This window comes from Salinispora cortesiana (assembly GCF_000484695.1).
GTDB lineage: Bacteria > Actinomycetota > Actinomycetes > Mycobacteriales > Micromonosporaceae > Micromonospora > Micromonospora cortesiana.
The window spans coordinates 15,263-40,338 of record NZ_AXVR01000045.1 but is presented as its reverse complement, the minus strand read 5'-3'; the positions used below and the strand labels follow the sequence as shown (position 1 = coordinate 40,338).

At 67.6% G+C, this 25,076-nt stretch carries 23 protein-coding genes; 13 read left to right on the top strand and 10 right to left on the bottom strand.

What is annotated here, in order from left to right:
* The 4 genes from K228_RS30205 to K228_RS28415 all read right to left on the bottom strand — a co-directional run.
* On the bottom strand, nucleotides 1–230 hold a 230-nt coding region (locus K228_RS30205; protein WP_223160756.1), incomplete at its 3' end, for a transposase family protein.
* A gap of 1,550 nt (nucleotides 231–1,780) precedes the next feature.
* Nucleotides 1,781–2,197, bottom strand: coding sequence for a type II toxin-antitoxin system VapC family toxin (locus K228_RS0118325; protein WP_025619751.1), 417 nt, complete (start codon nucleotides 2,195–2,197; stop codon nucleotides 1,781–1,783).
* Nucleotides 2,179–2,433, bottom strand: a complete 255-nt coding sequence (locus tag K228_RS0118320; protein WP_025619750.1) for a FitA-like ribbon-helix-helix domain-containing protein — start codon at nucleotides 2,431–2,433, stop codon at nucleotides 2,179–2,181. The genes K228_RS0118325 and K228_RS0118320 overlap by 19 nt, the downstream gene beginning before the upstream one ends.
* 173 nt (nucleotides 2,434–2,606) lie before the next feature.
* Nucleotides 2,607–2,798: a hypothetical protein gene (locus K228_RS28415; protein WP_025619749.1), complete on the bottom strand. Its 192-nt coding sequence runs from the start codon at nucleotides 2,796–2,798 to the stop codon at nucleotides 2,607–2,609.
* Nucleotides 2,799–3,420: 622 nt separating this feature from the next.
* Here K228_RS28415 and K228_RS0118310 point away from each other — a divergent pair.
* The 4 genes from K228_RS0118310 to K228_RS0118295 are packed head-to-tail and all read left to right on the top strand — an operon-like array spanning nucleotide 3,421 to nucleotide 9,649.
* Nucleotides 3,421–3,618 carry a hypothetical protein gene (locus K228_RS0118310; RefSeq protein ID WP_018254055.1) on the top strand — a complete coding sequence of 66 codons (198 nt, stop codon included), beginning with the start codon at nucleotides 3,421–3,423 and terminating at the stop codon, nucleotides 3,616–3,618.
* Nucleotides 3,619–3,678: 60 nt separating this feature from the next.
* Nucleotides 3,679–6,870 (top strand): type 2 lanthipeptide synthetase LanM family protein, encoded by a 3,192-nt coding sequence (locus K228_RS0118305; RefSeq protein WP_080671630.1) that lies wholly within the window; start codon nucleotides 3,679–3,681, stop codon nucleotides 6,868–6,870.
* Nucleotides 6,839–8,611 (top strand): ABC transporter ATP-binding protein, encoded by a 1,773-nt coding sequence (locus tag K228_RS0118300; protein ID WP_245603509.1) that lies wholly within the window; start codon nucleotides 6,839–6,841, stop codon nucleotides 8,609–8,611. The genes K228_RS0118305 and K228_RS0118300 overlap by 32 nt, the downstream gene beginning before the upstream one ends.
* A gap of 12 nt (nucleotides 8,612–8,623) precedes the next feature.
* Nucleotides 8,624–9,649: an MsnO8 family LLM class oxidoreductase gene (locus K228_RS0118295; RefSeq protein ID WP_025619746.1), complete on the top strand. Its 1,026-nt coding sequence runs from the start codon at nucleotides 8,624–8,626 to the stop codon at nucleotides 9,647–9,649.
* A gap of 5 nt (nucleotides 9,650–9,654) precedes the next feature.
* Here the strand turns inward: K228_RS0118295 and K228_RS0118290 are convergent, their stop codons facing one another.
* The 3 genes from K228_RS0118290 to K228_RS0118280 all read right to left on the bottom strand — a co-directional run bounded on the left by K228_RS0118290 (nucleotide 9,655) and on the right by K228_RS0118280 (nucleotide 13,701).
* Nucleotides 9,655–10,332, bottom strand: a complete 678-nt coding sequence (locus K228_RS0118290; protein ID WP_025619745.1) for a LuxR C-terminal-related transcriptional regulator — start codon at nucleotides 10,330–10,332, stop codon at nucleotides 9,655–9,657.
* 139 nt (nucleotides 10,333–10,471) lie between these two features.
* Nucleotides 10,472–12,925, bottom strand: coding sequence for an FtsX-like permease family protein (locus K228_RS0118285; protein ID WP_025619744.1), 2,454 nt, complete (start codon nucleotides 12,923–12,925; stop codon nucleotides 10,472–10,474).
* Nucleotides 12,922–13,701, bottom strand: a complete 780-nt coding sequence (locus K228_RS0118280) for an ABC transporter ATP-binding protein (protein ID WP_025619743.1) — start codon at nucleotides 13,699–13,701, stop codon at nucleotides 12,922–12,924. Before K228_RS0118280 ends, K228_RS0118285 begins: the two co-directional genes overlap by 4 nt.
* Before the next feature lie 111 nt (nucleotides 13,702–13,812).
* Between K228_RS0118280 and K228_RS0118275 the strand changes: the two genes are divergently transcribed.
* The 4 genes from K228_RS0118275 to K228_RS30445 all read left to right on the top strand — a co-directional run bounded on the left by K228_RS0118275 (nucleotide 13,813) and on the right by K228_RS30445 (nucleotide 17,021).
* Complete coding sequence (locus tag K228_RS0118275) at nucleotides 13,813–14,940, top strand: sensor histidine kinase (protein ID WP_025619742.1); 1,128 nt, start codon at nucleotides 13,813–13,815, stop codon at nucleotides 14,938–14,940.
* Nucleotides 14,937–15,593 carry a response regulator gene (locus tag K228_RS0118270; protein ID WP_025619741.1) on the top strand — a complete coding sequence of 219 codons (657 nt, stop codon included), beginning with the start codon at nucleotides 14,937–14,939 and terminating at the stop codon, nucleotides 15,591–15,593. The genes K228_RS0118275 and K228_RS0118270 overlap by 4 nt, the downstream gene beginning before the upstream one ends.
* A gap of 327 nt (nucleotides 15,594–15,920) precedes the next feature.
* A complete protein-coding gene (locus tag K228_RS27420; protein ID WP_342667125.1) occupies nucleotides 15,921–16,424 on the top strand; it encodes a DUF2637 domain-containing protein in 504 nt (167 codons plus the stop codon).
* Nucleotides 16,425–16,469: 45 nt separating this feature from the next.
* Nucleotides 16,470–17,021, top strand: a complete 552-nt coding sequence (locus K228_RS30445; protein ID WP_025619739.1) for a DUF2399 domain-containing protein — start codon at nucleotides 16,470–16,472, stop codon at nucleotides 17,019–17,021.
* Nucleotides 17,022–17,163: 142 nt separating this feature from the next.
* Here the strand turns inward: K228_RS30445 and K228_RS0118255 are convergent, their stop codons facing one another.
* The 3 genes from K228_RS0118255 to K228_RS0118245 all read right to left on the bottom strand — a co-directional run bounded on the left by K228_RS0118255 (nucleotide 17,164) and on the right by K228_RS0118245 (nucleotide 20,300).
* Complete coding sequence (locus K228_RS0118255; protein WP_245603507.1) at nucleotides 17,164–17,766, bottom strand: AfsR/SARP family transcriptional regulator; 603 nt, start codon at nucleotides 17,764–17,766, stop codon at nucleotides 17,164–17,166.
* A gap of 128 nt (nucleotides 17,767–17,894) precedes the next feature.
* The gene (locus K228_RS0118250; RefSeq protein WP_025619737.1) at nucleotides 17,895–18,860 is read right to left on the bottom strand and encodes an FAD-dependent oxidoreductase; all 966 of its coding nucleotides are present in this window, start codon (nucleotides 18,858–18,860) and stop codon (nucleotides 17,895–17,897) included.
* Between the two features lie 15 nt (nucleotides 18,861–18,875).
* Nucleotides 18,876–20,300, bottom strand: a complete 1,425-nt coding sequence (locus K228_RS0118245) for an NsdA family TPR-like regulatory protein (RefSeq protein ID WP_025619736.1) — start codon at nucleotides 20,298–20,300, stop codon at nucleotides 18,876–18,878.
* Between the two features lie 217 nt (nucleotides 20,301–20,517).
* Here K228_RS0118245 and K228_RS0118240 point away from each other — a divergent pair, with 217 nt between their 5' ends.
* From K228_RS0118240 to K228_RS0118220, 5 genes are read left to right on the top strand one after another with little or no spacing between them, the layout of a single operon-like run.
* Entirely contained in the window at nucleotides 20,518–21,417 is a 900-nt protein-coding gene (locus tag K228_RS0118240) for a radical SAM protein (RefSeq protein WP_025619735.1), read from the top strand.
* Nucleotides 21,418–21,434: 17 nt separating this feature from the next.
* Complete coding sequence (locus K228_RS0118235) at nucleotides 21,435–22,685, top strand: methionine adenosyltransferase (protein ID WP_025619734.1); 1,251 nt, start codon at nucleotides 21,435–21,437, stop codon at nucleotides 22,683–22,685.
* Nucleotides 22,682–23,341, top strand: a complete 660-nt coding sequence (locus tag K228_RS0118230; protein ID WP_025619733.1) for a class I SAM-dependent methyltransferase — start codon at nucleotides 22,682–22,684, stop codon at nucleotides 23,339–23,341. Before K228_RS0118235 ends, K228_RS0118230 begins: the two co-directional genes overlap by 4 nt.
* Nucleotides 23,338–24,096, top strand: a complete 759-nt coding sequence (locus K228_RS0118225) for a phytanoyl-CoA dioxygenase family protein (RefSeq protein WP_025619732.1) — start codon at nucleotides 23,338–23,340, stop codon at nucleotides 24,094–24,096. The genes K228_RS0118230 and K228_RS0118225 overlap by 4 nt, the downstream gene beginning before the upstream one ends.
* Before the next feature lie 8 nt (nucleotides 24,097–24,104).
* The gene (locus K228_RS0118220; RefSeq protein WP_025619731.1) at nucleotides 24,105–25,076 is read left to right on the top strand and encodes an NAD-dependent epimerase/dehydratase family protein; all 972 of its coding nucleotides are present in this window, start codon (nucleotides 24,105–24,107) and stop codon (nucleotides 25,074–25,076) included.

Here is a 25,076-nt window from a genome sequence, read left to right as displayed (position 1 = left end):
TGTTCACAGCGTCGGACCCACTCCGCGATCGCGGTCAGCGAGTTGTGGCCGGCCGCGCTCATCGCGCACACCCCGATCGCCAGCAACGTCGCCAACCGGTACCGCACACCACGAGGATCACGAGGGTCAGCGACCTGCGCCAACCGGTCCAGCAAGCCCGCAGACGGCGAATCGGCACCGAGGCAGGCAGCCGCGACGTGACCCGCCCCGGCAATGAGCGATGATGACACAGCGAGCACGACACCTTTGGTGAGTCTTGAAGCGTAGACAACTTCATGATCCACAGGTGTTGTGCTCGCTCCTTACCCGGGCACAGCCCCCAGAACAAGATCAGACCAAACAGGACAGTCGCGGACTACTCCGGGGCCCTGGCCCCTGATTGAGGAAGCAAGACGTAAGTCAACGCTTGATCTGGCGCAGATCTGGCACATACCTGGCTCAGAAGAACCAAGATGACAAATGCCCCGCCTGAACGAAGCCGTCGAAGAGCTGCGTAACGGCGGTGGTGAGACCCGACAGTTTCAGTCACGTCCGGACAGGGACAGCGTCAGCATGGCTACCGTCGATTCGATGCGGAAGTGTAAGACGGTCGCGGTTGCGATGTCGCTCATCACCCCTGGAAGGATCACAACGTTGCCCTACACGGCGGTTGGCGGTCAGCTCAAGCCCGCCCAGAATGTCGTAGACGGCAGGAAACGTGCTGCATCCGGCCAACACCAAGGCCATTGACGCGGCGCTGCTGCTGACCGGGGTGCTGGTCTCCAAAATCGATGTAGCCGGGCTGGGCCGATGCGCTACGCATGCCCTACTATTCGCTAGATGACAGCTGGAGCTGAGCAGAGTGGCCGGAGACGCAGCTGGGTGACGCCAACCAAAGCTGCCTGGCTGGGAAGCGCTTTGGTGGCACTTCTATTGGCTTGGCCAATTAACATTTTTGCGCCGGGTGACCATGAGAAGATAAGTTGCGGAAACGTATTGGAAACCGATCTAAATCCCTGGCGGTCACCCGACTCGAGCCGCTACTATTGGGAAACGGCTTTTCGGACCTGCAACTCAAAGCGCATTGACCGAATTGGTCGATCCGTCGGGGTCATCTCGTTGACGGTCCTGGCCGTCACGCTAATGGCCGCGCGTACCCGTCGTCGGAATGACGGCAGCTATTAAACTACTCCACGCATCGAGGCCAGTGCGATAGGTGACGGTCTGGCTTGTCCGGATCGGACCGGAGACGCCAACCCATCGACAAAGAATCACTAGCTAGAGGGATCGCAACGTCAACCCGCGGCGGAGCGGGGCGAGTGCGCCCTGGTCGCTCATCACCCCTGAAGGAATCGCAACACCTGGTCGGCGGCCTGGGCGCGCAGCGTCGCGGCAGTAGGTCGCTCATCGCCCCTGGTGGGGATCATTCCTATGCTTGGAGCCTGCCGATTTCATTCTTAAGCCAGGTCAGTGATTTGAGTAGCAGGTCTTGTTCGAACTGTTGTGGCTGGCCGCTATCTGGTTAATACTCGGCCATGGCGACCGGCCGCGTGGCCTGGCCGGTGACCTGCGGAGCCCAGGCAGTGCCGGGCAGAGTAGCTACCGAGCCCAAGATCGAAGTTAGGTTGTGCCCTGACTGTGCCCGATGATCTTCAGCTGGCGTTTTCGCAGCTCAGGGGTGACTTGAAGTGGGCCGGAGGTACCACCATGCGAACCACAGTGCGACGATTGTCGGTGAGCCGCTTCCACTCAGGATGGCCGGTCCAAGGGCGTCAGCCCGATGATCCTCGGACGTCCGCCGTCAGGACGCGGTGAGCAGTCGGATCTCGCAGCGGATACCGCTGGCCTTGGCGAGCCGACCATCACCGGTCACGAGTGGGCAGGCCATCAACTCCGCCGCCGCGACGTAAGCCGCGTCGTACGCCGTGACATTGCCCCGCATCTGCCACATCCGGTCCACCAGCATCGCGACGCCAACCTCGTCGATGACCAACGAAGGCAGGGTGTCGATCGCCTCCTGAGCCCGGTCAAGGCCGAGCTTCCCACCGAGGACCTTGCCTCTGATCACGGACATGACCTCGACCAGAAGATGACTCGGCGCGGCCCATTGCGGATCTCCGGTCAGTTCCGCCCGCGCCGCGTCCCCGACCGGCCCATCATCGACCAGAGCGTCGGCCAGAACCGACGCATCCACGACGATCACGCGGCGCTTCCCCACGGTCCGCGCTGCTCCCGCTGGTCGTTCAACTCTACGGCACTCTCCCCCAGCAGAGAGCGAGCACCGTCGGATCGGCCGGCGAAGCGATCAAGGGCCGCCGTGTTGCGCAGCCGTCGAGCCTGCGTCTCCACCAGTTCCAGCAGGTATGCCTGGAGTGACTGCCCGCGCGCCCTGGCCTGGGCTGCCAGGGCGTCTCGCACTTCTTCCGGCACGTCCCGAATCTGGAGAGCAACCATGCATTCATTATGCATGCAGCATCGCTCGCTCGCCAGGAAAGACTCGGACCCTCGATCAACTGGTTCGCATGACGACCGCGGTACGGCCAAGAGCCGCAGGTCCGAGAAGTGTGTGGGCCGGAGGTACCACCATGCGAACCACTTCGCCACGATCACCGGCGCCCCGCTACCACTTAGTTTGCCCAGCTCACGCGGATCGGGTGGTGCTCAATGAACCAGCCCGACCGACCAAACCGCCGGTACGGTTCGCCGGTGCGGAAGAGATCAACCCGTTCCAGCCCGTTCTCGATCTTCACGACGATGCCGCCGCCTGTTCGCCGGAATCCGGCCTGGCCAGCCGGGCGACCCATGTCGCCATCGAGCATCTGCCTCCGATCCGAACCAGTCCCTGCCGCCTGCTTGTTCTACACGACAGGCTCAACGGCCCAGACCACGGTCTCGCCGGTCACAGTTGTCATAAGACATCTCCTTTTTAAGGAGTTACGCCTTTTGCCTGATGGCCTCGCTTGAACTTGATCAAGAGCATGGCCACGGGATGGCCGTCTGCTGGGTCACGTTGATCTGGAACATGTCCAAGAAAATGACAAATGTTACGGGTCAAGGCCATGCACCGAGTTTGCTGCTGGATGGGCTGGGGCCATGGCGCTGGTGCATTCGACGAGTAGATCGGCTGAGGCGGACGACGCCACCGACTCGACGGATGTCGACCGTCCCGCCCATTCATTTCAATCGTTTCATGTCAACCGGTAGAGGAGTCACTGTCGACCAGAGGAGGGTCACAATGCACCCTCCAGGCTGCGCCGTCGGCTGGCCTGGTTACGGGTAGGCGGGCGCCGGTCCACGTCAGTTTAATGGTGATGCTGATCCCGGCGGTGGCCGTCCTCCCACCCCGGTTCCTTCGGACGAAACCGGGGCCATGGCGCCGTGGCCGCGTTTTGTCGATAGCTCCCGTCGACCGCCGGGAGAATCAACTGAAAGGAACATATTATGTCTGCTGTTGCGATCGAGAAGTCCTGGAAGGACGTCGAGTTGCGTGATGCGGCAACCGACCACCCGGCCGGCACCGGCTTCGGCGAACTGACCCTCGAAGAGCTGCGCGAGGACCGCACCATCTACGCCGCGAGCAGCGGCTGGGTGTGCACGCTGACCATCGAATGCGGCACGGTCGTCTGCGCCTGCCAGTAAAGTTTGTCGTGGTGCCGGGGTGCGCAACCGCCGCCCCGGCACCCTTTCCGCAGGAGAGCCATGTCGCTTGTAAGTCAGATCACCATTCCTTCCTCCCGGATGAGTGCCTATCTGCACGAACGTTCGATCGATGTCACGGTGCATGACATGGCGCCGGTCCGATCGGTGGGTCCGCTGATCGAGGCGTGGCGCGATTCCGCGTTTCTCGACGAACGCGTATTCGCGCTCCGACTACGCGAGATGGGACTCACCCGCGACGCGTTCGGTCAGCTGCTCGAGAGCGAGGACTTCGAGGTTGGCGAAGACGTACTGGACTGGACGGCAGAGTTGGTCGCCGTCCTGGCCACCGAGACCAAGGACGTTGCCGGGCTGGACCTGTCCACGAAGTTGTGGTCCCAGGGCTTCGACCGCATACCCTTCGCCGGCCTACTCAATCGGTTTCTCGGCTACTACGAGCAGCGGCTGCGGGATCGGATTGGCCCTACCCTCGGTCTGGTGCCAGCGGCCGGAGGGCTGCGCCGGCCGCTGGCAGAAAGCCTGGCGAATCGGCTGCTCACCATCTGCACCCGGACTCTGCTGCTGGAGCTCAATGTCGCCCGAGTGCACGGCCGCCTGACCGGTGCCACCCCGGAGCAACGCTACGACCATTACGACGAGGTCCTACTTGCGGACGCCCGCTATCTGAACGCGCTCTTCGACGAGTACCCAGTGCTCGGCCGCTGCTTGGTCGGGTGTGGACGAGGATGGGTGGATCACGTCGCCGAGCTATCGGCACGGCTCGCCGCGGACGAGGAGCTGTTGCGGGCCGCCGGTCTGCTCCCGCCGACGGCTGATGTGGTGACCGCTGTCCGGCTCGACCTGGGCGACCCGCACAACGGCAGCCGCACGGTGGCCCAGCTTACCTTCGCCGACGGCACCGACCTCGTCTACAAGCCGCGGCCGGTCTCCGCCGAGAACGCGTACGCCGACACGGTGGCCGAACTAAATCGGCTCGGAGTCACGCCCGCCGTGACGGCCCCGCGGGTCCTAAACCGTGGCACCCACGGCTGGTGCGAATTCATCCGCCCCCGGCCCTGCGCCGACGCGGCCGAGCTGACTCGGTTCTACCGGGGAGCGGGCTCGGTACTGGCGGCGATGCTGTTGCTGGGCGCGGTTGATATGCACATGGAGAACGTGATCGCTGCGGGCCCGTCGTTCAGTCCGATCGATCTGGAGACCCTGCTACAGCCCGGAAACCCCGCCGGTATTCCGGACGACGCGTACGGCCGCGCCGTGGACCTGCTCAACCAGAGCGTACTGGCGATCGGAATCCTCCCCGCGCGGGCGTTTGGAGGTCGGCGGCGACAAGGCGTCGACGTGAGTGCGCTCGGCGGTGGGGAACCCCAGACCGCGCCCCGACCGGTGCCCATGATCGTCGACCTCTACACCGACACGGCACGGGTCGAAGCGGTCGAGGCGACAATGCTCGGCGCACGGAATCGCCCGACGCTGTCAGGGTCGGGTATTGATCCCTCGGAGCACGTTGAGGACGTTGTCGCCGGATTCCTCGAAGCGTACGACATCATAACCGCACATCGCGACGTGTTCGACCGGCTGCTCACCGGCTGCCGCAACGTGGAGATCCGCTACCTCGCCCGTCCCACGCGGCGCTACAGCGTATTTCTGACCGAGAGCTACCATCCCGATTACCTACGCGATGCCCGGGATCGAGACCGGTTGCTCGACAAGCTGTGGACTGCAGCGGCCGCTCGCCCTGACCTCGTTCCGCTCCTCGAGTCGGAAAAGCGTCAACTGCTCAACGGCGACGTCCCCTGCTTCCGCACCTTCGCCGGGAGCCGGCAGATCGGCACGGCCGCCGCCGTTCTCGATCGCGAGTTCTTCCAGGCACCCGGGACCGTCGTGCTCGCCGACAGACTGGCACGATTCGGGCCGGTCCATCGCGCCGCGCAAGTACGGATCATCCGCGACTCGATGGGCACGATGGCGGCGCCCCGAGCTGCGGTCCGGTCGGTCTCGCCGCAGACCCGAGCGGCGAGCCTCGACCGGCCGATGGCTGCCGAGTTGGCCGATCGAATCGCGCGGAGGCTGGCCGACGAGGCCGTCCTAGGGGTTGACGACGCTGGGTGGATCGGTATCAGCATCGAAGGCATTGACCAGGAGACGTATAGCTACAAGCCGCTGTCCACCGGCCTCTACGATGGCGTCGCCGGTATGGCGCTCACTTTCGCGTACGCCGCCCGGCAGTTGGGCGACGAGCGGTATCTGGACCTGGCCCACCGGGCGGCTAGGCCGGTGGTCGGATATCTCCGCTACCTTGCCAAGCACCGGATCGTGGAGACAGTCGGCGCGTACAGCGGCATCGCCGGGCTGCTCTACGCGCTCGATCACGTCGCCCACGCCACCGGGGAGCCGACCTACCTGGCGGCGGTCGAGGACGCGCTGCCCTGGCTGCGTGAGTGCGTCACCCGGGAAGAGTGCCCCGATCTGATCGCCGGCCTCGCCGGCTCTGCGGTGGTCGCGCTGTCCCTGTACCGACGGCACGGCATTCCGGCTCTGCGCGAGATAGCGGCCATCTGCGGTGAACGGCTGGCCGGGTCCGCAGTCGATGTCGAGGGCACGGCCGGCTGGTACGCCACCCGCACCGGGGTGATGCTCGGCGGGTTTTCGCACGGATCGGCCGGCATAGCCTGGCCGCTGTACGCGCTCGCGGAGGAGTTCGGCGATGATGCGCTGCGTGAACTGGCGGGTCGGGCCGTCGCCTTCGACCGCCGCCTGTACGTGCCTTCCGACAGGGCATGGCGGGACCTGCGCCCGGAGATGGCCGACGTCGACGGGCACCCCGCCCTGTGGTGCCATGGCGCGGCCGGCATCGGGCTCTCCCGGCTGTTGATCCAGCGGCACCACCGGGACGAACAGCTGACGCAGGAGGCGCGGGCAGCCGTAGCGCTGGTGTCGACCCACGGCTTCGGGCACAATCACAGCCTCTGCCACGGTGACTTCGGTGCCCTCGCTCTACTTGATCTTGCGGAACGAACCGGGGCCGGGCAGGCCGGTCACGACGCGCTGGCAGGTTCGGTGGTCCGTGACATCCAGGACAGCGGGGTGCGCTGCGGGCTCACCGGAGGGCTTGAGATGCCCGGCCTGATGCTCGGCTCCGCCGGGGTCTGCCTGAGCCTGCTGCGACTGGCCTGGCCGCAGGACGTCCCTGTAGTGTCCTGGCTTGAAAGCCCTCGTGACCGCGACGCGCGCTGAGCCGGTGCATGGCGGTCGGCGCTCCCACCGTCTGCTGCACCGCAGCGTGGTCGAGCACCGCAGCGCGCTGGTTGTTGTTGGTTTGTCCGCGTTGGCAGGGGTGGCGGTCCAGCTCGTGCAGCCGTTCCTGATCCGCCGGGTGCTGACGGCGGTCCAGGCATCTGAGCCGTACGGCGCGGCGGCGGTCGCGGTGCTGGTCGTCATGGTGGCCGGTGCGGGACTGAGCGCAGTGCAGCAGTTCCTGTTGCAGCGCACCGGCGAGTCGATCGTGTTCACCGCCCGACGCACCCTGATCGAGCATCTGCTCCGGTTACCGGTCAGCGTCTACGACGAGCGACAAGCCGGTGATTTAGCGTCCCGGGTGGGAACCGACACCACCCAGTTACGCTCGGTTGTCGCCTCGGGCATGGTCGATCTGGTAAGTGGGCTGCTGCTGGTGCTGGGCTCGATGGTCGCCATGGTCCTGATCGACCCGCTGCTGCTCGGGGTCAGCCTCGTCCCAGTGCTCATCGGCGCGGTGGTGGTACGCATGTTGGGTAGGCGCCTGCGCGCCCTCAGCGAGACCCTCCAAGCGGAGGTCGGCGGACTGACCGCCGCCGTGACCCGCGCCCTGGGTGCCATCCGGACGATCCGGGTGGCCAACGCGACCCGGCGGGAGGCCGCCCAGGTGGTCCGGGTAGCCGACCGGGCGCGGGCAGCCGGCGTCCAACTGGCCTTGGTCACCGCCCAGGTCGGTCCCGTCGTAAAGCTGGCAATGCAGGGCTCTTTCGTCGCGGTGATCGGCGTCGGCGGCTACCGCGTCGCCCAGGAGGCGATGTCGGTCGGTGACATGGTGGCGTTCACTCTCTTCCTGTTCACGCTGGCCCTGCCGTTGGCGCAGGTTGGGGAAGCAGTGGCACAGGTTCAGAGCGGCCTGGGAGCGGTAACTCGGATCCAGGAGATCCTGGATCTGCCCGACGAGGACCGCACGATGCCAGCCCGTCCCGTCGCGGCGGCCCGCTACCGCGGGGCACAGCCGCTGCTGGAATTCGACCGAGTCTCTTTCCGCTACCCCAACGGCACCGAGGTACTACGGGAGGTCAGCTTCCGGGTCCCCGACGGGGGCACCACAGCCCTGGTCGGTCCTTCGGGTGCGGGAAAGTCCACAATCCTGGCGTTGATCGCCCGGCTGTACGAGGTCTCCGGCGGCTCGATCCGTCTGCGTGGCCGGGACATCCGTGACTATCCGCTGGCAGAACTGCGAGCCGCCCTGGGGTATGTGGAGCAGGAGGCGCCGGTGCTGGCAGGGACGGTCCGGGACAACCTCACCCTGGCCGCCCCACACGCCGCGGAGTCGGCGATCTGGCGGGTGACCGACGCGGTGAACCTGGCGGAGACGCTGGCGCGTAGTCCTGCCGGCCTGGACGCGCCGGTCGGCGACGCCGGGCTGCTGTTCTCCGGTGGGGAGCGGCAACGCCTGGCGGTCGCACGGACACTGCTCACCGCGGCGCCGCTGCTGCTGCTTGACGAACCGACTGCCCACCTGGACGCGCGCAACGAACACGCGCTCCAAACCACCCTGGCGGCCTTGGCCGCGGGCCGTACCGTGCTGGTCGTCGCGCACCGGCTGGCCACCGTCGCCAGAGCCAACCAGATAGTGGTGATCGACGCGGGGCGGGCGGTCGCCGCTGGACGACACGACGAGCTGATCACCACCGATCGGCTCTACCAGGAATTCGCGACCCGCCAACTGCTCAACTGAAGGGATACGCGCATGCTTAGCGTTCTGGACCAGGTTCCGGTGTTCCGCGACGGCAGCCCGGCGCAGTCAGTACGGGATTCGGTCGACCTCGCCCGAGCGGTGGAGTCCTTCGGATACCGCCGCTTCTGGGTTGCCGAGCATCATGGCAGCGCGGCAAACGCCTGCGCTTCGCCGGAAATTGTGGTGGCCACCGCCGCAGCGGCCACCACGCGGATCCGGGTGGGCAGCGGCGGCGTCCTGCTGCCCCACTACAGCCCGTTGAAGGTGGCTGAAACGTATCGGACCCTGGCGGCGTTGTACCCGGGCCGGGTCGACCTCGGGTTCGGCCGGGGCGTCGGCGGCCCGACGGCCATGGCGGGGTTGCTCAACCCGTACGCGTTGGCCACCGACGAGGCGTTCCTTCAACAGGTCGGCCGTCTTCTCGGTTTCCTGGGTGATTCGCGCGCCGTCACCAGGGTCTCGGTGACCCCAGAGGTGGCAGAGCCGCCAGCGCCGTGGCTGCTGGGTTCTGGAGCGGACAGCGCCCTGATGGCCGGCATGCTAGGCCTGCCGTTCTGTTTCGCCCAGTTCATCGCGGCCGAGGAGAGTCCCAAGGCGATCGCTGTCTATAGAGAGGCATTCCGGCCGTCACCCTGGTTGGACGAACCGCGGGCGATGCTCGCGCTGCGGGTGCTCTGCGCCGACACCGCCGCCCGAGCGGAGGAGTTGGGCACCTGTTTCTGGATGTCCTGTACCACCGGCTGGCGCGCCCAGGTGCAGCTCGACGACGACTATCGCGGCGGCGCGCCGAGCCTGGCCGACGTCGGCCGATACACCCTGACCGCAGAGGACCGGTCACTGCGCTTGAAGCGGCCGTTCCTACAGATCTCCGGTACAGCCCCAGAGGTGGGTGCGGAGATCCGGCGGCTCCAGACGGTGTACGACGTGCCGGAGGTCATTCTCACCACCAACTGCCCGGGGGCGACCGCGCGGCAACGCTCGTATGAGTTGTTGGCCACTGAGTTCGCGCTTCTGGCGGGAGCCGGCCAGGCTGATTGAACGATTCACCGGTAAGCGGCACAGTAGGCAAGGTCGGCCGGTGGGGCCAGGTCATCGGCCGTCAGGCCAGCGACATAGGCGCACACCGCAGCCTGAACCCGATTGGCCACCCCGAGTTTGTTAAGGATACCGCTGACACAATCCTTGACTGTCGAATTGCTAAGGAAAAGCCGCCGGCTGATGCCCGCGTTGGTAAGCCCGAGGCCGAGTAGTTTTAAAATCTCTCGCTCGCGCTGGGTCAGTTGCTCGACCTTGTCGTCAGCCGTCAGGCCGGGGACGCTCGACCGGAGGACTACCGACCATACCTCGGGTGCCAGCACGGTGGCCCCGGTAGCGAGCGCCCGCACCGCGACGACCAACTGTTCCGGTTTGCTGTCCCTGAGCAGGAGGCCGGACGCGCCTGCTCGTAGTGACTCAACGACCACTTCGGACGGTGCCAACGCGGTGAGTATGGCGACCGTCGGCGGTGGCGTGAGCGTGCAGAGCTGGTTCAGGATAGCCACGCCGTGCGGTTTGGCGGTCTGCGCGTCGACCAGGACAACAGCCGGCCGACATTCCTCTGCCGCCGATCGCGCGTGTCGCCCGACCGAGGTCGCCACGACGAAACCACCAGCGGTCTCCAGGATCATCTTGAGGCCGACACTCACCAGGACTTCGTCGCCTACCACCAGAACGTCCGTCACAGCGTTACCCCCGCACACGTTGTCGACTGCAAACGCATCTGCGTTTATGGTCGCGATACAGAATGATATTATCTGATCGCCTCAATTCAAAGCAATGACTCCTATGTGCACGGTGGGGAAATTCACTTTAGGGTTATGTTTAGCGCGTCAGGCCCTGCGCAGGGGCGATCCGTGTCGCCCGCCGGGCCGGTGCCACGCTGGCCAGCACCCCGGTCACGATGGCCGCGATCAACAGCAGAGCCAGCTGCGCCCAGGGCAGCCGGATGACCGGTGTGGCCGTCGTGCCTACGGTGGCGGTCACCCCGACCAGGCCCACCGGAGCGCCGATCACGACACCGGTGGCGGCACCGACCAGCGTGATGGTCACCGCCTCGATCGCGAGCACCGCCCGCAGCCGTCCGCGCCGGGTGCCGAGCGCCCGCAACAGGGCCATCTCCTGCGTACGCTCGATGACCGACAGGCCCAGCAGGTTCGCGATGCCGAGCAGCGCGATGATCACGGTCACGCCGAGCATCGCGAGCGACAGCCCGAGCAGGATGGCGAGCACGTCGGCGATGTCGCTGCCCTCGGTGATGCCGCCGCCCAGCTCCACTCCCGGGTCACGGGCCGCGACTGCGTTCGCTTTGTCGGCAAGAGCGGCACGGTCGAAACCGGGACGTGCCACCCCCCAAACCTCCGTGGAGATTGCCGTCACCCCATGGGCCGTGAGCGTGTCGGCGGAGGTCACACCGAGCAGCTGACCGGTGGTGTCGGCTAGTCGGGAGGCGCGGGCGACGAACTGCAGCGTCCGGTTTCCCACGCCGACGCTCACCGGACTGCCTTCTGACAGGCCGCGCGCAGCCAGGTAGGCACCGGGCAACAACAGGACCGGCGGGCCGGCGGACGCGGTGAGTTCGGGCGCCAGCCGGCTGGCCAGTACGGCGGGCAGGGCCGCGAGCCGGGCCGGGGTCGCCTTCCCGATTTCGGAGAACTCGGCATCCACGGTGCCCACCGTGGCCGTGACGGACAGCTCCGGTATCACGGCGAGAGCCCTGACCGTTTTGCGGTCGACGGGACCGCCGTCGGTGCGCGCGGTTACCGCTACCGGGTACCGAGCCTCCAGGTCCGCGTCCACGGTGGCCCGTCCGGTGGTGGCTGCCACGGCCAGACAGGCGATCAGGGCCGAGCCGACCACCACGGCCATCGCGGCCGCGGAGGTCCGCCGGGCGTTCTGGCTCAGGCTGCTCCCGGCCAGGCCGGCGGCGACTCCGAAGCGCTCCAGCAGCCGGGCGACCGGCGGCAACAGCACCGCGATCAGCCGGGGTAGGGCGATCAGGAGACCGGCCGCCAGTAGCAGACCACCGACGAGGGCCAGTGGCAGCGAGACGCCGATTCCCGCCACGGTCAGCACCGCGATGGCGATGACCGCAATTGCGGCGCCGGTGACCAGGCGACGCCCGCCGTGGACCGCACCAGCCGGCGGTTCGGCGGCCTCCTGGAGGGCTCGGACCGGCGCGACCTGGGTGGCGCGTCGCGCCGGCAGCCAGGCTGCGGTCAGCGTGGCCAGGATCCCGACCAGCACACTGCCCACCAGGGCCACTGGATTCACCCGCAGGCCACCACCGCTGATGTCCAGCAGGCCGGCCCCGAGGTAGCCGACGCCGATCCCCGCCGCCGCGCCCACGAGTGCGCCGACCGTGCCCGTGATGGCGGCCTCGGCCAGTAGTACCCGGCTCACCTGGCCCCGGTGCCCGCCGACGAGCCGCAGCAGGGCGATCTGCCGGACCCGCTGGACGATCACCACGTGGAAGGTGTTGGCGATGACCAGGACGGAGGCCAGCAGGGCAACCGCAGCGAAGGTCAGCATCAGTACGATCAGTTGGGTGTTGCCCCCGGCGAAGCGCGCGGCGGCCTGGTCGGCCGCGACGGAGGCACTCATCGCCGAGGTGCCCGCCGGCAGCGCGCGCTTGATGGCATCGATGGTGTCCGCGATGCGGTTCGGGTCGTCGATCGTGACCAGGGCCGCAGGCGGGACGTCGCCGGGGAAGAACGCTGGGTCAGCGTAGAAGCGGAACGACGAGCCGGTCAATGGCCGGAACCCCAGGTCGGTCGAGCCCGTCACGGTGACGGTCACCGGCTGCCCGTCGTCCTGCCGGAAAGTCAGCGTGTCGCCGACGCCCACGCCGAGCTCGTCGAGTGTCCGCTGATCCGCGACGACCTGCCCGGCTCCGGTCGGCCAGGAGCCGTGGTCCAGGTCGAACCAGCGGACGGCGGCGGTGGAGGCCAGGCTCTGCACGTTCGCCGAACCGCGTCGGTCGCCGCCGAAGACGCTGGCTGTGCGTGCGTACTGTGGGTCAACGCTGCGGACGTTGGGGACCGCCGCCACCGCCCGGTACCAGCCCGGGTCGCGGACCGAACTATCCGCGTCGAGGACAATATCGGCCGTGGTGAGCGGTGCCGCCGCGGTGAGGCGCAGCCCTTCGCCCGAGGTGGCGGCGAAGGTGGCCGTGGCGGCGAGGAAGCCGGTCGCCAGAAGCACCGCGGCGATGATCGCCAGCAACCGTGCCGGGTAGGTGCGGACCTGCGCCCAGGCCAGTACGAAGATCATCGTCATACCGTCACCGAGGCCAGTGAGGCCAGAATGGTGTCCCGGTTTGGCTGACGTAGCTCATCATGGATGCGACCGTCGGCCATTACCAGCACCCGATCGGCGTACGTCGCCGCACCGGGGTCGTGGGTCACCATGATAATCGTCTGCCCGTACTGCTGTGCCGCGTCGCGCAGGCCACCGAGCAGGGCCCGTCCGGTGGCGATGTCCAGCGCGCCGGTGGGTTCGTCGGCGAAGACGACGGCGGGCTGGGCCAGCAGGGCTCGTGCCACCGCGACGCGTTGCTGCTGTCCGCCGGACAACTCAGCCGGACGGTGTTCCAGCCGGTCGCCGATCTGCAGCGCGTCGGTGATGACCCTTAGCCGCGCCGGTTCGACCGGCCGGCCGGCGAGCCGTAGTGGCAGCGTGATGTTCTGTCGGGCGGTCAGTGTGGGCAGCAGGTTGAACGCCTGGAAGATGAAGCCAATCCGGTCCCGCCGCAAGTCGGTCAGGGCTCGGTCGTCCAGGCCAGCCAACGAGGTACCGGCCACACTGGTCGAGCCCTCGGTGGGCGTGTCCAACCCGGCCAACAGGTGCATCAGTGTCGTCTTGCCGGAGCCGGACGGGCCCATGATGGCGGTAAACTCGCCGGCCGCGAAATCGGCGGAAACTCCGTCCACCGCCCGCACCGCGGACTCGCCAGCACCGTACGTCTTGCGGACGTTCCGGCAACTGACCATGTCGGCACGCTTCGTCTGCGTCTTCACCTCACCGACCGTAGGGAAGCGCACGGCCGGACACATCCGTCCCCGGCATCGAGTGTCGTCCGCGACCGATACCTTGGTCTCAAGGCTTCGGTATCGTCCGGGAAGACCGCGATTCCGTTGTGGCGGGCCGCTGCCTACGCTGGGGGAGTGCCGGTCGAGACGAAGCAGACGCTGGCGGTCGACGCCGGCATCGCGCTTACCGCAGTGGCCGGCTGTCTGCTGCTTGGCCTCGCCGGTCTACCGGACTGGTACTGGTCGGCAGCGGTCGCAGTGCCGCTGGCGATCCGCCGTGTCGCGCCGCTGACCATGCTCGCCCTCGTGACAGTCATCTCGGGTACGCACGTGCTGGTGGTGCACCGCTTTCTGTTCCCCGGCGACCTCGTCGGCCTGGTCGCCATCCACGCGGTCGCCGCGTACGCGGCGGACCGGCTGCGCCACGCCGGCTTGTTGCTCGGCGCGGCCGGGGCCTTGGTGGTGGCCGGCTACGCTCTGCACGACCGGCGGCTCGGTGCCATGCTGCCCGGCGTCCTGATCGCGGCAACGTCGCTCGCCGCATGGTCGACCGGCCTGATGCAGCGCCAGCAGCGCAGTGCCGTCGACCATGCCGAGCGCCGTCGGCGACTCGCCGAGCAGGACAGCTCCATGCGCGCCCAGCTCGCCGTGCACGAGGAGCGAACCCGAATCAGCCGGGAGATGCACGACATCATCGCGCACTCCCTGGCCTCGATCATTGCCCAGGCCGAGGGCGGCAGGGTCGCCGCCCGCGCTGACGCCGTGGTCGCCGGTCCACTGTTCGACCGGATCGCGGGCACCGGTCGGGAGGCCCTCGCAGACGTCAAACGCTTGCTCACGGTGGTCGACCGCGACGACGACGATCTGGACGCCAAAGGGCTGCGCGAGTTGCCCGCGCTGCTGACCAGTGTCGCCGCCGCCGGTCTCCAAACGACCGTGACGACGGACGGCGCCGAGCAGCCCCTCGGGCCCGGCACGGACCTCGCCGTCTACCGGGTGATCCAGGAATCGCTTACCAACGTCATCAAGCACGCGCCACGGCAACAGGCGCACCTGTACATGCGCTGGCGGCCCCGGCTACTCACCGTCACCGTGACGAGCCCACTGACCGGGCAGGACAGCAGCGTGCTGGTGGAGGGGCAGGGCCTCTCCGGCATCCGGCAGCGATGCACCCTTTTCAACGGAACCTGCGCCATCACCGCCGACGCGGAGTTCACGGTCACCACCACATGGCCACTCGCCCAGGAGGGAAGGCGGTCATGACCGAGCCGCTGATCACGGTGCTCATCGCCGACGACCAAGACCTCGTCCGCACCGGATTCGCCCTGGTCGTCAACTCGGCCCCCGACATGCGGGTGGTCGCCACCGCCGCCACCGGCGCGGAGGCGGTCGCCCTTGCCGCCGAGCACCATCCAGACGTCATTCTCATGGACATCCGGATGCCGCACACCGACGGGATCACCGCCACCCGCGCCATCCTCGCCGCCCCCGGACCCACCCCGAAACTCGTCGCGCTGACCACGTACGACAACGACGACTACGCGACCCGGATCCTCAGCGCCGGAGCCAGTGGCTACCTGCTCAAGGACGCGACCGCCGAAGGACTCACCGCAGCCATCCGCACTGTCTACCGAGGCGGATCGGTCATAGCACCCTCGACCACCCGACGGCTGGTCGCCAGTCGGACCGAGCCAGGGCCAACCCGGAGGACCGCCGCCATCGATGGGTTCACGGCCCGGGAACGCGACGTGTTCGACCTGATCGTGGCGGGAGCGAGCAACGCCGAGATCGCCCAGCGGCTGCACCTCGCCGAGGTCACCGTGAAGACGCACGTCGGCCGGGTGCTGGCCAAACTCGGCGTCCGGGACCGCGTCAACATCGTGATCTGGGCCTACCGCAACGGCGCCGTCCGCTGACTTTGCCCAGCCCACGAGTGTCGGGCGGTGCCCGGTGACCCTGACTCAGCCGACCGAGCAGCCGGTGCGGTTCGCCGATGCGGAAGAGACCATCTCATTCCAGCTTTCTCGATCTTCATGACCATGCCGTCGCTCGGGCACAGGAATCCGGCCGTGAGGACGTCTTGGTGGAGTTGGCGTTGTCCGCCGCAGTATTGTCCTGGTGGACTCGCTGGCAACCCTCGGTGATCCATCCCGCTCTACGGGCGGGCGCGGACCTGACGGACATCGCGAGAGCCATCGGTCTCGACGCGAGCGAAGTCATCCGGCGGTGGCGGCGATGGGCTGATGCCCAGACGCGGCTGGACATCAGCGGCGTCCGTCCGTGGACCCGTCGAGGTTCAGGCCATCGAGCGACGGCTCGGGGTGGGGGTGGTTTCGATGACGCCGACCCGGCTTGCCCGAGACGTGAGCACGGTGCGGGGCCGGGATTGCTGCTTGTCGTCGTGGAGTCATATGGCCGCCGTGGCGTTGAGGTTCGGTGAGCATCCTGAGGTCGCCTGTGTATTGCCGCGGTCGGTTGACGGGATGCTGGTCGTCGCGTCGGCGGCCAGGGTCGAGGACAAGCGTGCCGGTCGGAGGGTGCGGTGGTCGGCCCGTACGGCGTTCGCGGCTAGGGCAGTGGCCAGCGTGGCGGCGAACATCGCCGCCACGCCGAGCCTCGGCGCGCGGATCGTGGCGGCATGGCCGGCGGCGGCGCTGAGACACTCATCGCACTCGGCGTGGCCCGCAACCCTACATCGGGCTCAGCGGCCCGATCCTGCTGCACACCACCGACGGCTCCGTCCTTGACCGGTCGGCGAGCTCGGGCCGCATGACATCCGGCTAAGCCCCCACATGCTGCCACGACTGACCGTCACCGGGCCGGGTGATGTCCTGCTGGTCGTGGAGAACCGGCAGGCGGCCGAAGCGGTCTGTGACGCCCGGCCCGATCTGCCGGTCGTCTGGTGCCACGGGCAGCCGCCCGATGCCGTCGTGTCGATGATCGTCCAGGCGGCGCAGCAGACCTCCGGGGTCGTCATTTGCACGGATGCCGACCTCGGCGGCGTCCGCATCACCGCCCGCATCCACGACAAACTGCGGTTGGACACCACCATTCACATCGTGGATGTCGGCACCGTGCCACACGAAGAAGGTCGGCCCTTCAACGCCCACAGCCGCAACCACCTGCAGCAGCTCGCACAACGCCCGGATGAGGTCGGCGCCTTCGCGAAACGCTGTCTGCACCGGGGATACGCGATTGAGCAGGAAGCCACAACCCGGTCCGCCCTTCAGGCTGTGTTGGATAGCCATCGACCTCCGGCCGTTGGCCGGCGTCGCCCACCGGCCCCAGCCGGTGGCTCAGCTGCGGGACAGTGCGCTTCCGGCGCGCCGGAACATCCGATTTAGGGCATCCGCCCCGCTATCCACATCAGCTGTTCGGACAATTTTTCAATAACCCGAAGTTGAGGCGTTCGCAGGATCTGACAGGAGCCGGTTTGGTAATGCAGGGCACTTCTGGTTGTGAAAGTGACATGCCGCTATGGGCCGGTCAGCTCTCCCGGTCTCGGATCGCCGCAGCGGCAGCGGTGAGGAGTTCGTCGTCCGGATGGTGGTGGACTGCAAGTTCGAGGACGGCTCTGGCTTCGGCAGCTTGGTCAGCGAGCGCTTCGGTGAGGGTGACGGCTGCGGCCACGAACTCACGCGCGACAGCTTCCTGGTGTCGTGCGAGCCACGGGTATCCAGTGTCGGCGGCGAGGGGTCCGCAGTAGGCGGTGACCGCGTGGTGCAGGGCGGCGACGTTGGCAACGGGGTCGGAGACCCTTTTCGCGGCGGTGATGGCGTCGCGCATGGTCCACAGGTCTACGTCGAAGACGTCGCGGTTGAGGGTGTAGCGGTGCCGCTTTAGCTGCAGGTACGCGGCGCTCCCGCCGACTGAGCGGAAGACCTGGCGCAGGTTGTAGGCGTAGGTGTGCAGCCGCTGTATGGCCAGGCGGTGCGGTGGCTCGGGTAGGAGGTCGTCGAGGACCTCGTTTTGGTGGGCCGTGCCTCCTTGGACGATGAGGTAGACGAGGAACTCCAGGGCCTGGGGGCGGAGGTGTTGGCCGGCGGGGACCCCGAGGATGGTCGGTGGGCCGAGCACGCGGACACGCACCCGGTGCGCTCCGGCATCGGCTTCTTGTTTGGTCGGTCGGTGCGTCGGGTGGCCTCCGGGTGGGTCAGCGCCGACTACGGGGGCAGTCCCGGGTGAATTCCCGGGTTCGGCGTCGTTCATCGATGAGATCAGCCAGAAACCCTGACCAGAGAGGAGGCAACTTCCAGGGCGCACCCCCAGGAGAGGGTGACGCCGGCTCCGCCGTGTCCGTAGTTGTGGATCACCTTGGTGCCATCGATTCGGCGCTCTTCGACGCGGACGTATGGTCGGGTGGGCCGTAGGCCGACTCGGTGCTCGATGACCCGGGCCCTACGAAGGCGCGGTTCGATCTCGGCACAGCGTGCGACGATCGCCGCAGCGATGTCCGGATCGGGCTGTGGGTTCCACGCGTCGGGTTGGGCGGTGCCGCCGAGGACCAGTGTCTCGGCCTGCGGATAGAAGTGCAGCAGGTCCGGTGAGAGTCCGGTGTCTTCGGAGAAAAACTCGGTGATGCCCGGGTTCTCGACTACGACGAGCTGCCCGCGGATCGGGGCCAGGTCGGGGTCGGGCACGAGGTCGTGGGCGCCTATCCCGGTGCAGTTGACGACCACTGGGGCGACATCAACGGTCTTATCGAGTGAGTCGACCCGGCGGATCGCGATCTCGCCGCCAGCTTTCCGGAGCCGCTCTCGCAGGTAGCCAAGGTAGACCGGCATGTCGACCAGCGGAGCCGTGTAGCGCCACCCGGTGGCGAAGCCGTCCGGCAACTCGTCCGGCTCACACATCCGGAATCCATCAAGCTCGTTTCCCCACTCCGGCGGTTCGACCGGCTTGCGGGACGCCTCGGTGCCGGAGACGAGCCGTACGCCGGTCACCGTGTCGGTCGCGAGTTGCCGCAGGATGTCAAGCGTCTGGGCGCTCCAGACGCGTACCCGGCCGACAGGTTCGACGAGGTACGGGCCCCACATCGCCCCGGCCGCGTACGAGGTGGTCCGCTCGGGTGACTCGGCTGCCCAGATCTGGACCCGCAGCCCGGCTTCGGCGAGGCAGATGGCGGTGGTGAGGCCGGATACGCCAGCGCCGACGACCAGAGCGTCAAGATCGGTGCTCGTCATCGTTTGACCGTAGTGTCAGGCCGGTTGGTGCGCCAGTGCCTTTTCAAGGTCGGGGAGCACGTCGGCGACGCTCTGGTTCCGCTTCCGTCGGCGGAACTCCTGCTCGAGGGCAACGAGGAGTGCGGTGCTGCGGGGTGAGCGGACCTGCTCGAGCCGGGGTAGGGCCATCCTGGTCACGGCGCAGGCATCCTCGAGTTTGCCGTGGGCGGTGTAGCCGAGGGCGAGCCAGGCACCTTCGTAGAGGGCTCGCCGCTGGTAGGGAGCGTCTGGTGGGCGGGCGTAGGCACCGGTGCGTAGGAGCGCCCCGCCTTTGCGAAGCAGGGCCCGCCCCTCAGTTCCGCTGTCACCGGCCACAATCTGCCGACCGGCGAGGATCATCGCGTAGCCGGCCTGGCAGTCGAGGTGGTTCGGGGTCAGGTAGTACATCCACTCCGGGTCGCGGTCGGGATGCCGCTTCGCGAGTTGGTCCCGGGCTTCGGCCCAGGTGCGCTCGCACTGCCCGACGTCTCCGGCTACGGCCTGCGCGTACGCGAGGCGGGACAGCACAGACGCTTGGACGCTGGCGGCGGACCGGCCGACGACCCGGCGGGCGGCGTCGCCGAGGCGCAGGCCGTCGTCGGCGTCGCCGAGAGAGGCGGCCTGGAAGGACAGGTCAGCGAGGATGTGTCCTTCCATGGATCGGTATCCAGCGTCGTGTGCGGACCGTAGTCCGGTGAAGAAGTACCGCTGGGCCAGCCCTTGCTGTCCGGCGTCGAACGCCTTCCAGCCAGCGAGTTGGGCGAGGTCGGCGAGGGCAACCAAGAGTCGGCGGATCGTGGCGTCCGTATGGCCGCCATCGCGGAGTACGAGCAGGACCGCACGAACCTGGGCGCCGACGTAGCCGAGGCCGGATGCGCCGCCGCGCTCGTCGTCGAGTAGCTGTAGGCGCGGCACGCTGGCTTCGATCTGGTCGACGAGCGGGTCGTCTGGTGTCGCGGCCGGAAGCACGGTCCCGCCCGCCGGAAGGTGTACGTCGAGGTAGATGTTGACGGCTTGGGCGAGAGCGGTCCCGGAGACGGAGAGGAACATCCTTCGGTCCACCAGTCCTCCCAACAGCCAGTCCTCGGCGACCAGCATGGTGTTCGTGAGTGTCCACGGCCCGTCCAGGCCGGTGCTGGCGGCCATGACCAGGGTGCCATCCGCCGTGTCGGGTTGCCCGTGCCAAAGGTCCCCTGCGGTCACGATGCGGCCGAGGCGGCGGGAGATGACGTACGCGCTCAGCGCTGGCAGCGGCGGGCGGGGGATGCCGCCCGCGTCGCGCCAGTGGTAGGGCGCGGTTTCGGCGAGGGTGCCGGGCCCGAAGAGTCGGTTGATCTCCCGGGCGAGGGTACGCGGGGTGAGGCCGGCTTCGGTCATGTGCGCGGCGAGGGTCTGGTTGGTGCGGTCAGGTGGAGATCCCATCGGCTCCTCCGGAGGGTCAACCAGGAGTACCGCGAAGGTACCGGATCGTGCTGGCCACCGGGGTCGGCGAATTGACGCTCTTGACGGTTCCATCCACTGCCCGAGCGGTGCCGGTTCGCGGTCTGCTGGGTGCGTCCCCGCCGGCGTACCGCCAGGAGGGCTGCGCCGGCGGGTGAATCCCGACGGGCGAGCGGAGGACCTGATGCGTACTTCGGCGATGACCCAGGCCAAACCTCCATGGGACTGGGAGTTCGACTGGCACCTCACGAACCGCTGCAACTTCTTCTGCGAGTACTGCCACCCGCAGATCCGCTACGTACTCAACCGCAGCCACCTCGACGAACCGGCTCCGGAGTTGGTGGTCCGGCGCTTCGACGAGTTAAACAGGGTCTGCCTGGTGCACATGTCCGGTGGGGAGCCCTTCATGTTCCCCGGCTTCGTCGAGCTGTGCCGGGGTCTGGCCGGTAACCACTTCATCAGCGTCAACACCAACCTCGCCTCCGACGACGTGGCGGAGTTCGCTGACCGTGTCCCGGCCGCCCGGGTGGCGAAGATCGTCGCCGCGATACACCAGCCCGAGCGCGAGCTTCGGGGGCTGGAACTCGACACCTACGCCCGCAACTACCTGATCCTGCGACGCGGCGGGTTCGACGTGAACGCCCTGTACGTGCTGTACCCGCCGCTGCTCAGTCGACTTGCCGCTGACCTGGATCGGTTGCGCGAATTGGGCGTGGACCATGTGCGGGCCAAGGTGTTCAAAGGCGTGTACGAGGGCGTCCGCTATCCGGAGGGCTACACCGACGAGCAGAAGGCGCTGATCCTGGCCAACTCCGGCGAGTACGTCTTCAACCGGCCCTACCTCGACGGCATGCTCTCCTTCCGGGGCCAGGCATGTACCGCCGGTGTCACCTCGTTCAAGGTCACCGTCACCGGTGACGTGCGCCGATGCGCTTCCGTGCCGACCGGCTACGGAAACCTCTACGACGGCACCTTCCGGCCCGCCGATGCCAACGAACCCTGCCCCGCCAAGCGGGTGCTGGTTCTCTCGCAGTGCCTGTCCTACCTCGTTGAACCTCCGATCCGCCCCGACCAGGGCGTCGACCCAGGCGATCTCTGACCCGAAGGACATCCCACATGCAGATCTCGATCCGTCATGCCTGCGTCGACCCGGACGACCAGCCGTTCGACGTCGCCGAACGAAAGGGCGTCGGCCATCCGGACAGCCTTGCCGACCTGCTCGCAGACGCCTTCTCCCAGCGCTACTCGTCCTGGTGCCTGCGCGAGTTCGGCGCAATACCCAACCACTGGGTGGACAAGGTCAACCTCGTCGGCGCCGCCGCCGATGTCCGCTTCGGTGGCTTCGACATCCTCAAGCCGGCAGACGGCTACCTCTTCGGGAAGATCACCGATCGGGTCGGTGCCACGCAGGTGCCGATCGAGGAAATCTTCCGGTCCGTGGTCCTCGATGTGCTACCGGCCGCGCTGGGTGACCGCCGGATCCTCGAACACCTCCGCCTGCACATCAACAACACCCGTGGCACCGCCGTTGACCATGACCCGAAGTTCTACCGCCCCGACACGGCGTCGGCCATCAACGCCGTGCTCGCGACGGAGTCAGTCGCCAACGACACCGTGGTCTGTGTCGGCACCAGCCGGCGCGGCCTCGCCGCCGATCTCGCGATCCGGCTGGAACGGCGACTCACCGACGAGGGGTTCCGACGGGTCGTACCCGCTGCCGGAACCGACGTGAAGGTCATGGTGGTCCGGATCAATTCGGCGCTGGAAGTCACCGCTGCCGTGCCGTTCCATCCCGAACTGGTCGACTCCTGGCCGGCATACCGGGCAGCGCTCGCCGAGGCTCAGAGCGCCGCCTCCGCCGAGCTGAAGTCCCTGCTCGACCAGGAGCCCCGAGCCTGGAACACGACCGGCCTGTCGCTGCACCTCAACACAAAGGATCTGCCGGGTCGCGGATACCTGGCACCATTCGGCACCTCGCTCGGCAAGGGCGACTGCGGCGCGGTCGGACGGGGCAACCGGTACAGCGGCGTCATCGAGCCGCTTCGCCCGGCGAGCGGCGAAGCACCCGCCGGCAAGAACCCAATCCACCACGCTGGCAAGATCTACACCGCGCTCGCCGCCGAGGCCGCCGAGCGAGTGCTCGCCGAAACCTCGGCGTATGCCGAGGTCACGATCACCGCACGCAACGGTGGCCAGCTCGATGACCCGGCGCACGTCCTGGTCTCGGTGGACCGCGAGGTCGACGCCACCACCGTGACCGAGATCGAAGAAGTGGTGCGCCGCGCCGTCGCCGGGGCCTCCACCTTCGCTGCCCGCTTTCTCGCCGCCGAACCGCTGGCCCGGTTCCGCAACGGAGTATCGCTATGACGACGAAGACGTTGTCCGAGGTGCACCAACGGCACATCGCCGCCCTACGCGACCAGCCCGCGGTCGTCGATTCCGAAGGCCTCCGCATCGGCTCGCAGTACGTGATGTTCTTCGCTGAGGCTGAATTGATGCGCGAGCACGTCACCCGACTCACCGAGGGGTTCGCCCGCCCCAACGTCCTGGAGGTCGGACTCGGGCTCGGTGTGTTCGCCACCCAGCTGTCGAAACGAGAAATCGGCTCGTACACGGCGATTGAACCGCACCCTGGTGTGGCGCTGATGGCACGCACACGGGTGATCGATACTCTCGACGCACCGGCGCGGGTGTACATCGACCCGTGGCAGCTCGTGACGCTGCCAAGTGGCGTCTTCGACGCGATCATGTACGACACCTGGCCGCCGGACGGCCACGCTGACTCCGACTTCACCGAGTTCGTCGTTGACGTCGCGGTGCGCTGCCTCCGCCCGGGTGGTCGGTTCAGCTTCTTCCACAGCGGCACCTCGATCGGTCCGGCCCGCCGGAATGTTCTCGACCGGCACTTCGCGCAGTGGACCGCCTACCCGCGCACCATGCCCGCCGAGCAGACCCCACACCACTGGACCAAACCCAGCCGGGAATTCCTGATCCCGATCGCCACGAAAGGCGGTGCCCGATGACCTCGCCGCTCGCCTCGGCGGTTTCCGCGCAGCAGATCGACCGGTTCGCCGCACACGGATACCTCGTCCTGCCGGGCCTGATCCCACCCACCACGATCCAGGACCTCCGCGTCGAGGCTGACGCCCTCCTCGGTGACCGGCTCGCCAAGATGGTGGCGGCCAGAACGCTCGACCCGCGGGTCACCTGGTGGCGCCTCGCCAACGGCAAGCCGTATGTGCTCAAGGTCAAGCCCGTGGTCGACCTATCTCCGGCGGTGACGGCGGTGGCCGACAGTCCCACGCTGCTCGCCGTCGTCGCCGACCTGCTCGGCGCGACCCCAAAGCTGATGGACAACAAGCTGATGTACAAGCAGACCGTCGACCTCACCGCCGGATGGGCAGCGCTACCGGTGCTCGGTGAAGCGGTCCGTAAGCACACCGACGCCGCCTACTACGCAACCCGGGGCTACCGACGCGTGGTGACCGTCGCCGTCTGCCTCGACCGGTGCACCGAAACAGCCGGCGCGCTCCGTGTCTGGCCCGGCAGCCACCGCGACACCATCGAGATGATCCCGACCGCCTGCCAGGGACCCGTCGTACCCGACACCGTCGCGCCCGACACCGCGGCCGTCACCCTGGTCGCCGCACCCGGAACGGTTCTGGTCTGGGATGCGGCCCTGGTCCATGCCAGCGGGCCAAACACCTCCGGTCATCCACGCCGACTACTCGTGCTCGGCTACAGCCACACCAGCCCGGACGACGGGGAACGCCGATGAAGATCCTTATGCTCGGCGGCACCCGTTTCGTGGGCCGTCACATCGTGGAGGAGTGTCTGCGGCGCGGAGACGACGTCACTGTGCTCTACCGGGGCCGTTCACCATCGCCCTTCGCCGGGCTCGTGCGCCACGTGTTGACCGACCGGCGCGCACCGACAATCGAAGCCACCACTGTCCTCGCCGAACCGTGGGACGGGGTCATCGACACCAGTGCCGGGGACGTTGATGACCTGCGCCCCGTTCTGCCCCTGCTCGGCAACGTCCACCAGTACATCCTGCTCTCCACGTGCGGGGTGTACCGCAGAGCATCCGCCAGGCACGGCCTGACCGAACGGGCACCGACGATCGCGGCTGACGCCTCCCACCCGGTACGTGCCTCCGCCACCCGCAAACTCCGCTGCGAGCGATACCTCCGACGTCGCCTCGACCGGATCAACGTAACCCTGCTCATCGCGCGCCTCGGCCTGGTCATCGGCCGATACGACGACAGCGCACGCCTCGCCTACTGGCTGGAGCACGCACTACGCGGGGGCGATGTCCTGGTCCCGATGGATGACCGCCAGCCCGTCCAACTTATCGATGCCAGCGATGTCGCCCACTTCCTGCGTGACGCCGTCAACCAGCAACTTGCCGGCGTCGTCAACGTCGCCGGCGCCCGAACCACCGCCCGCACCCTGGTCGACACGGTCCTGACCCGCGCCAGCCGAGCTGTTACCCCTTTCCGAGTCGGCGAGGACTTCGCGCTCACCCACCGCCTACAGCCATGGACCGAGGTCCCCCTGTGGTTGCCCACCAGCAGCCCCGAACTGGCACTCATGTCGGTCAACAACAGCCGGGCCGCCAGTGCCGGCCTCACCTTCCGGCCCCTGCCCGACAGCGTTACCGACGCGCTCGGCTGGCAGGCGTTGCGGCGCGGCTGGTCACAGCGTTGGCTCGATCATGCCCGTGAGCAGGACCTGATTCACCGGTGGCGGGGGTAA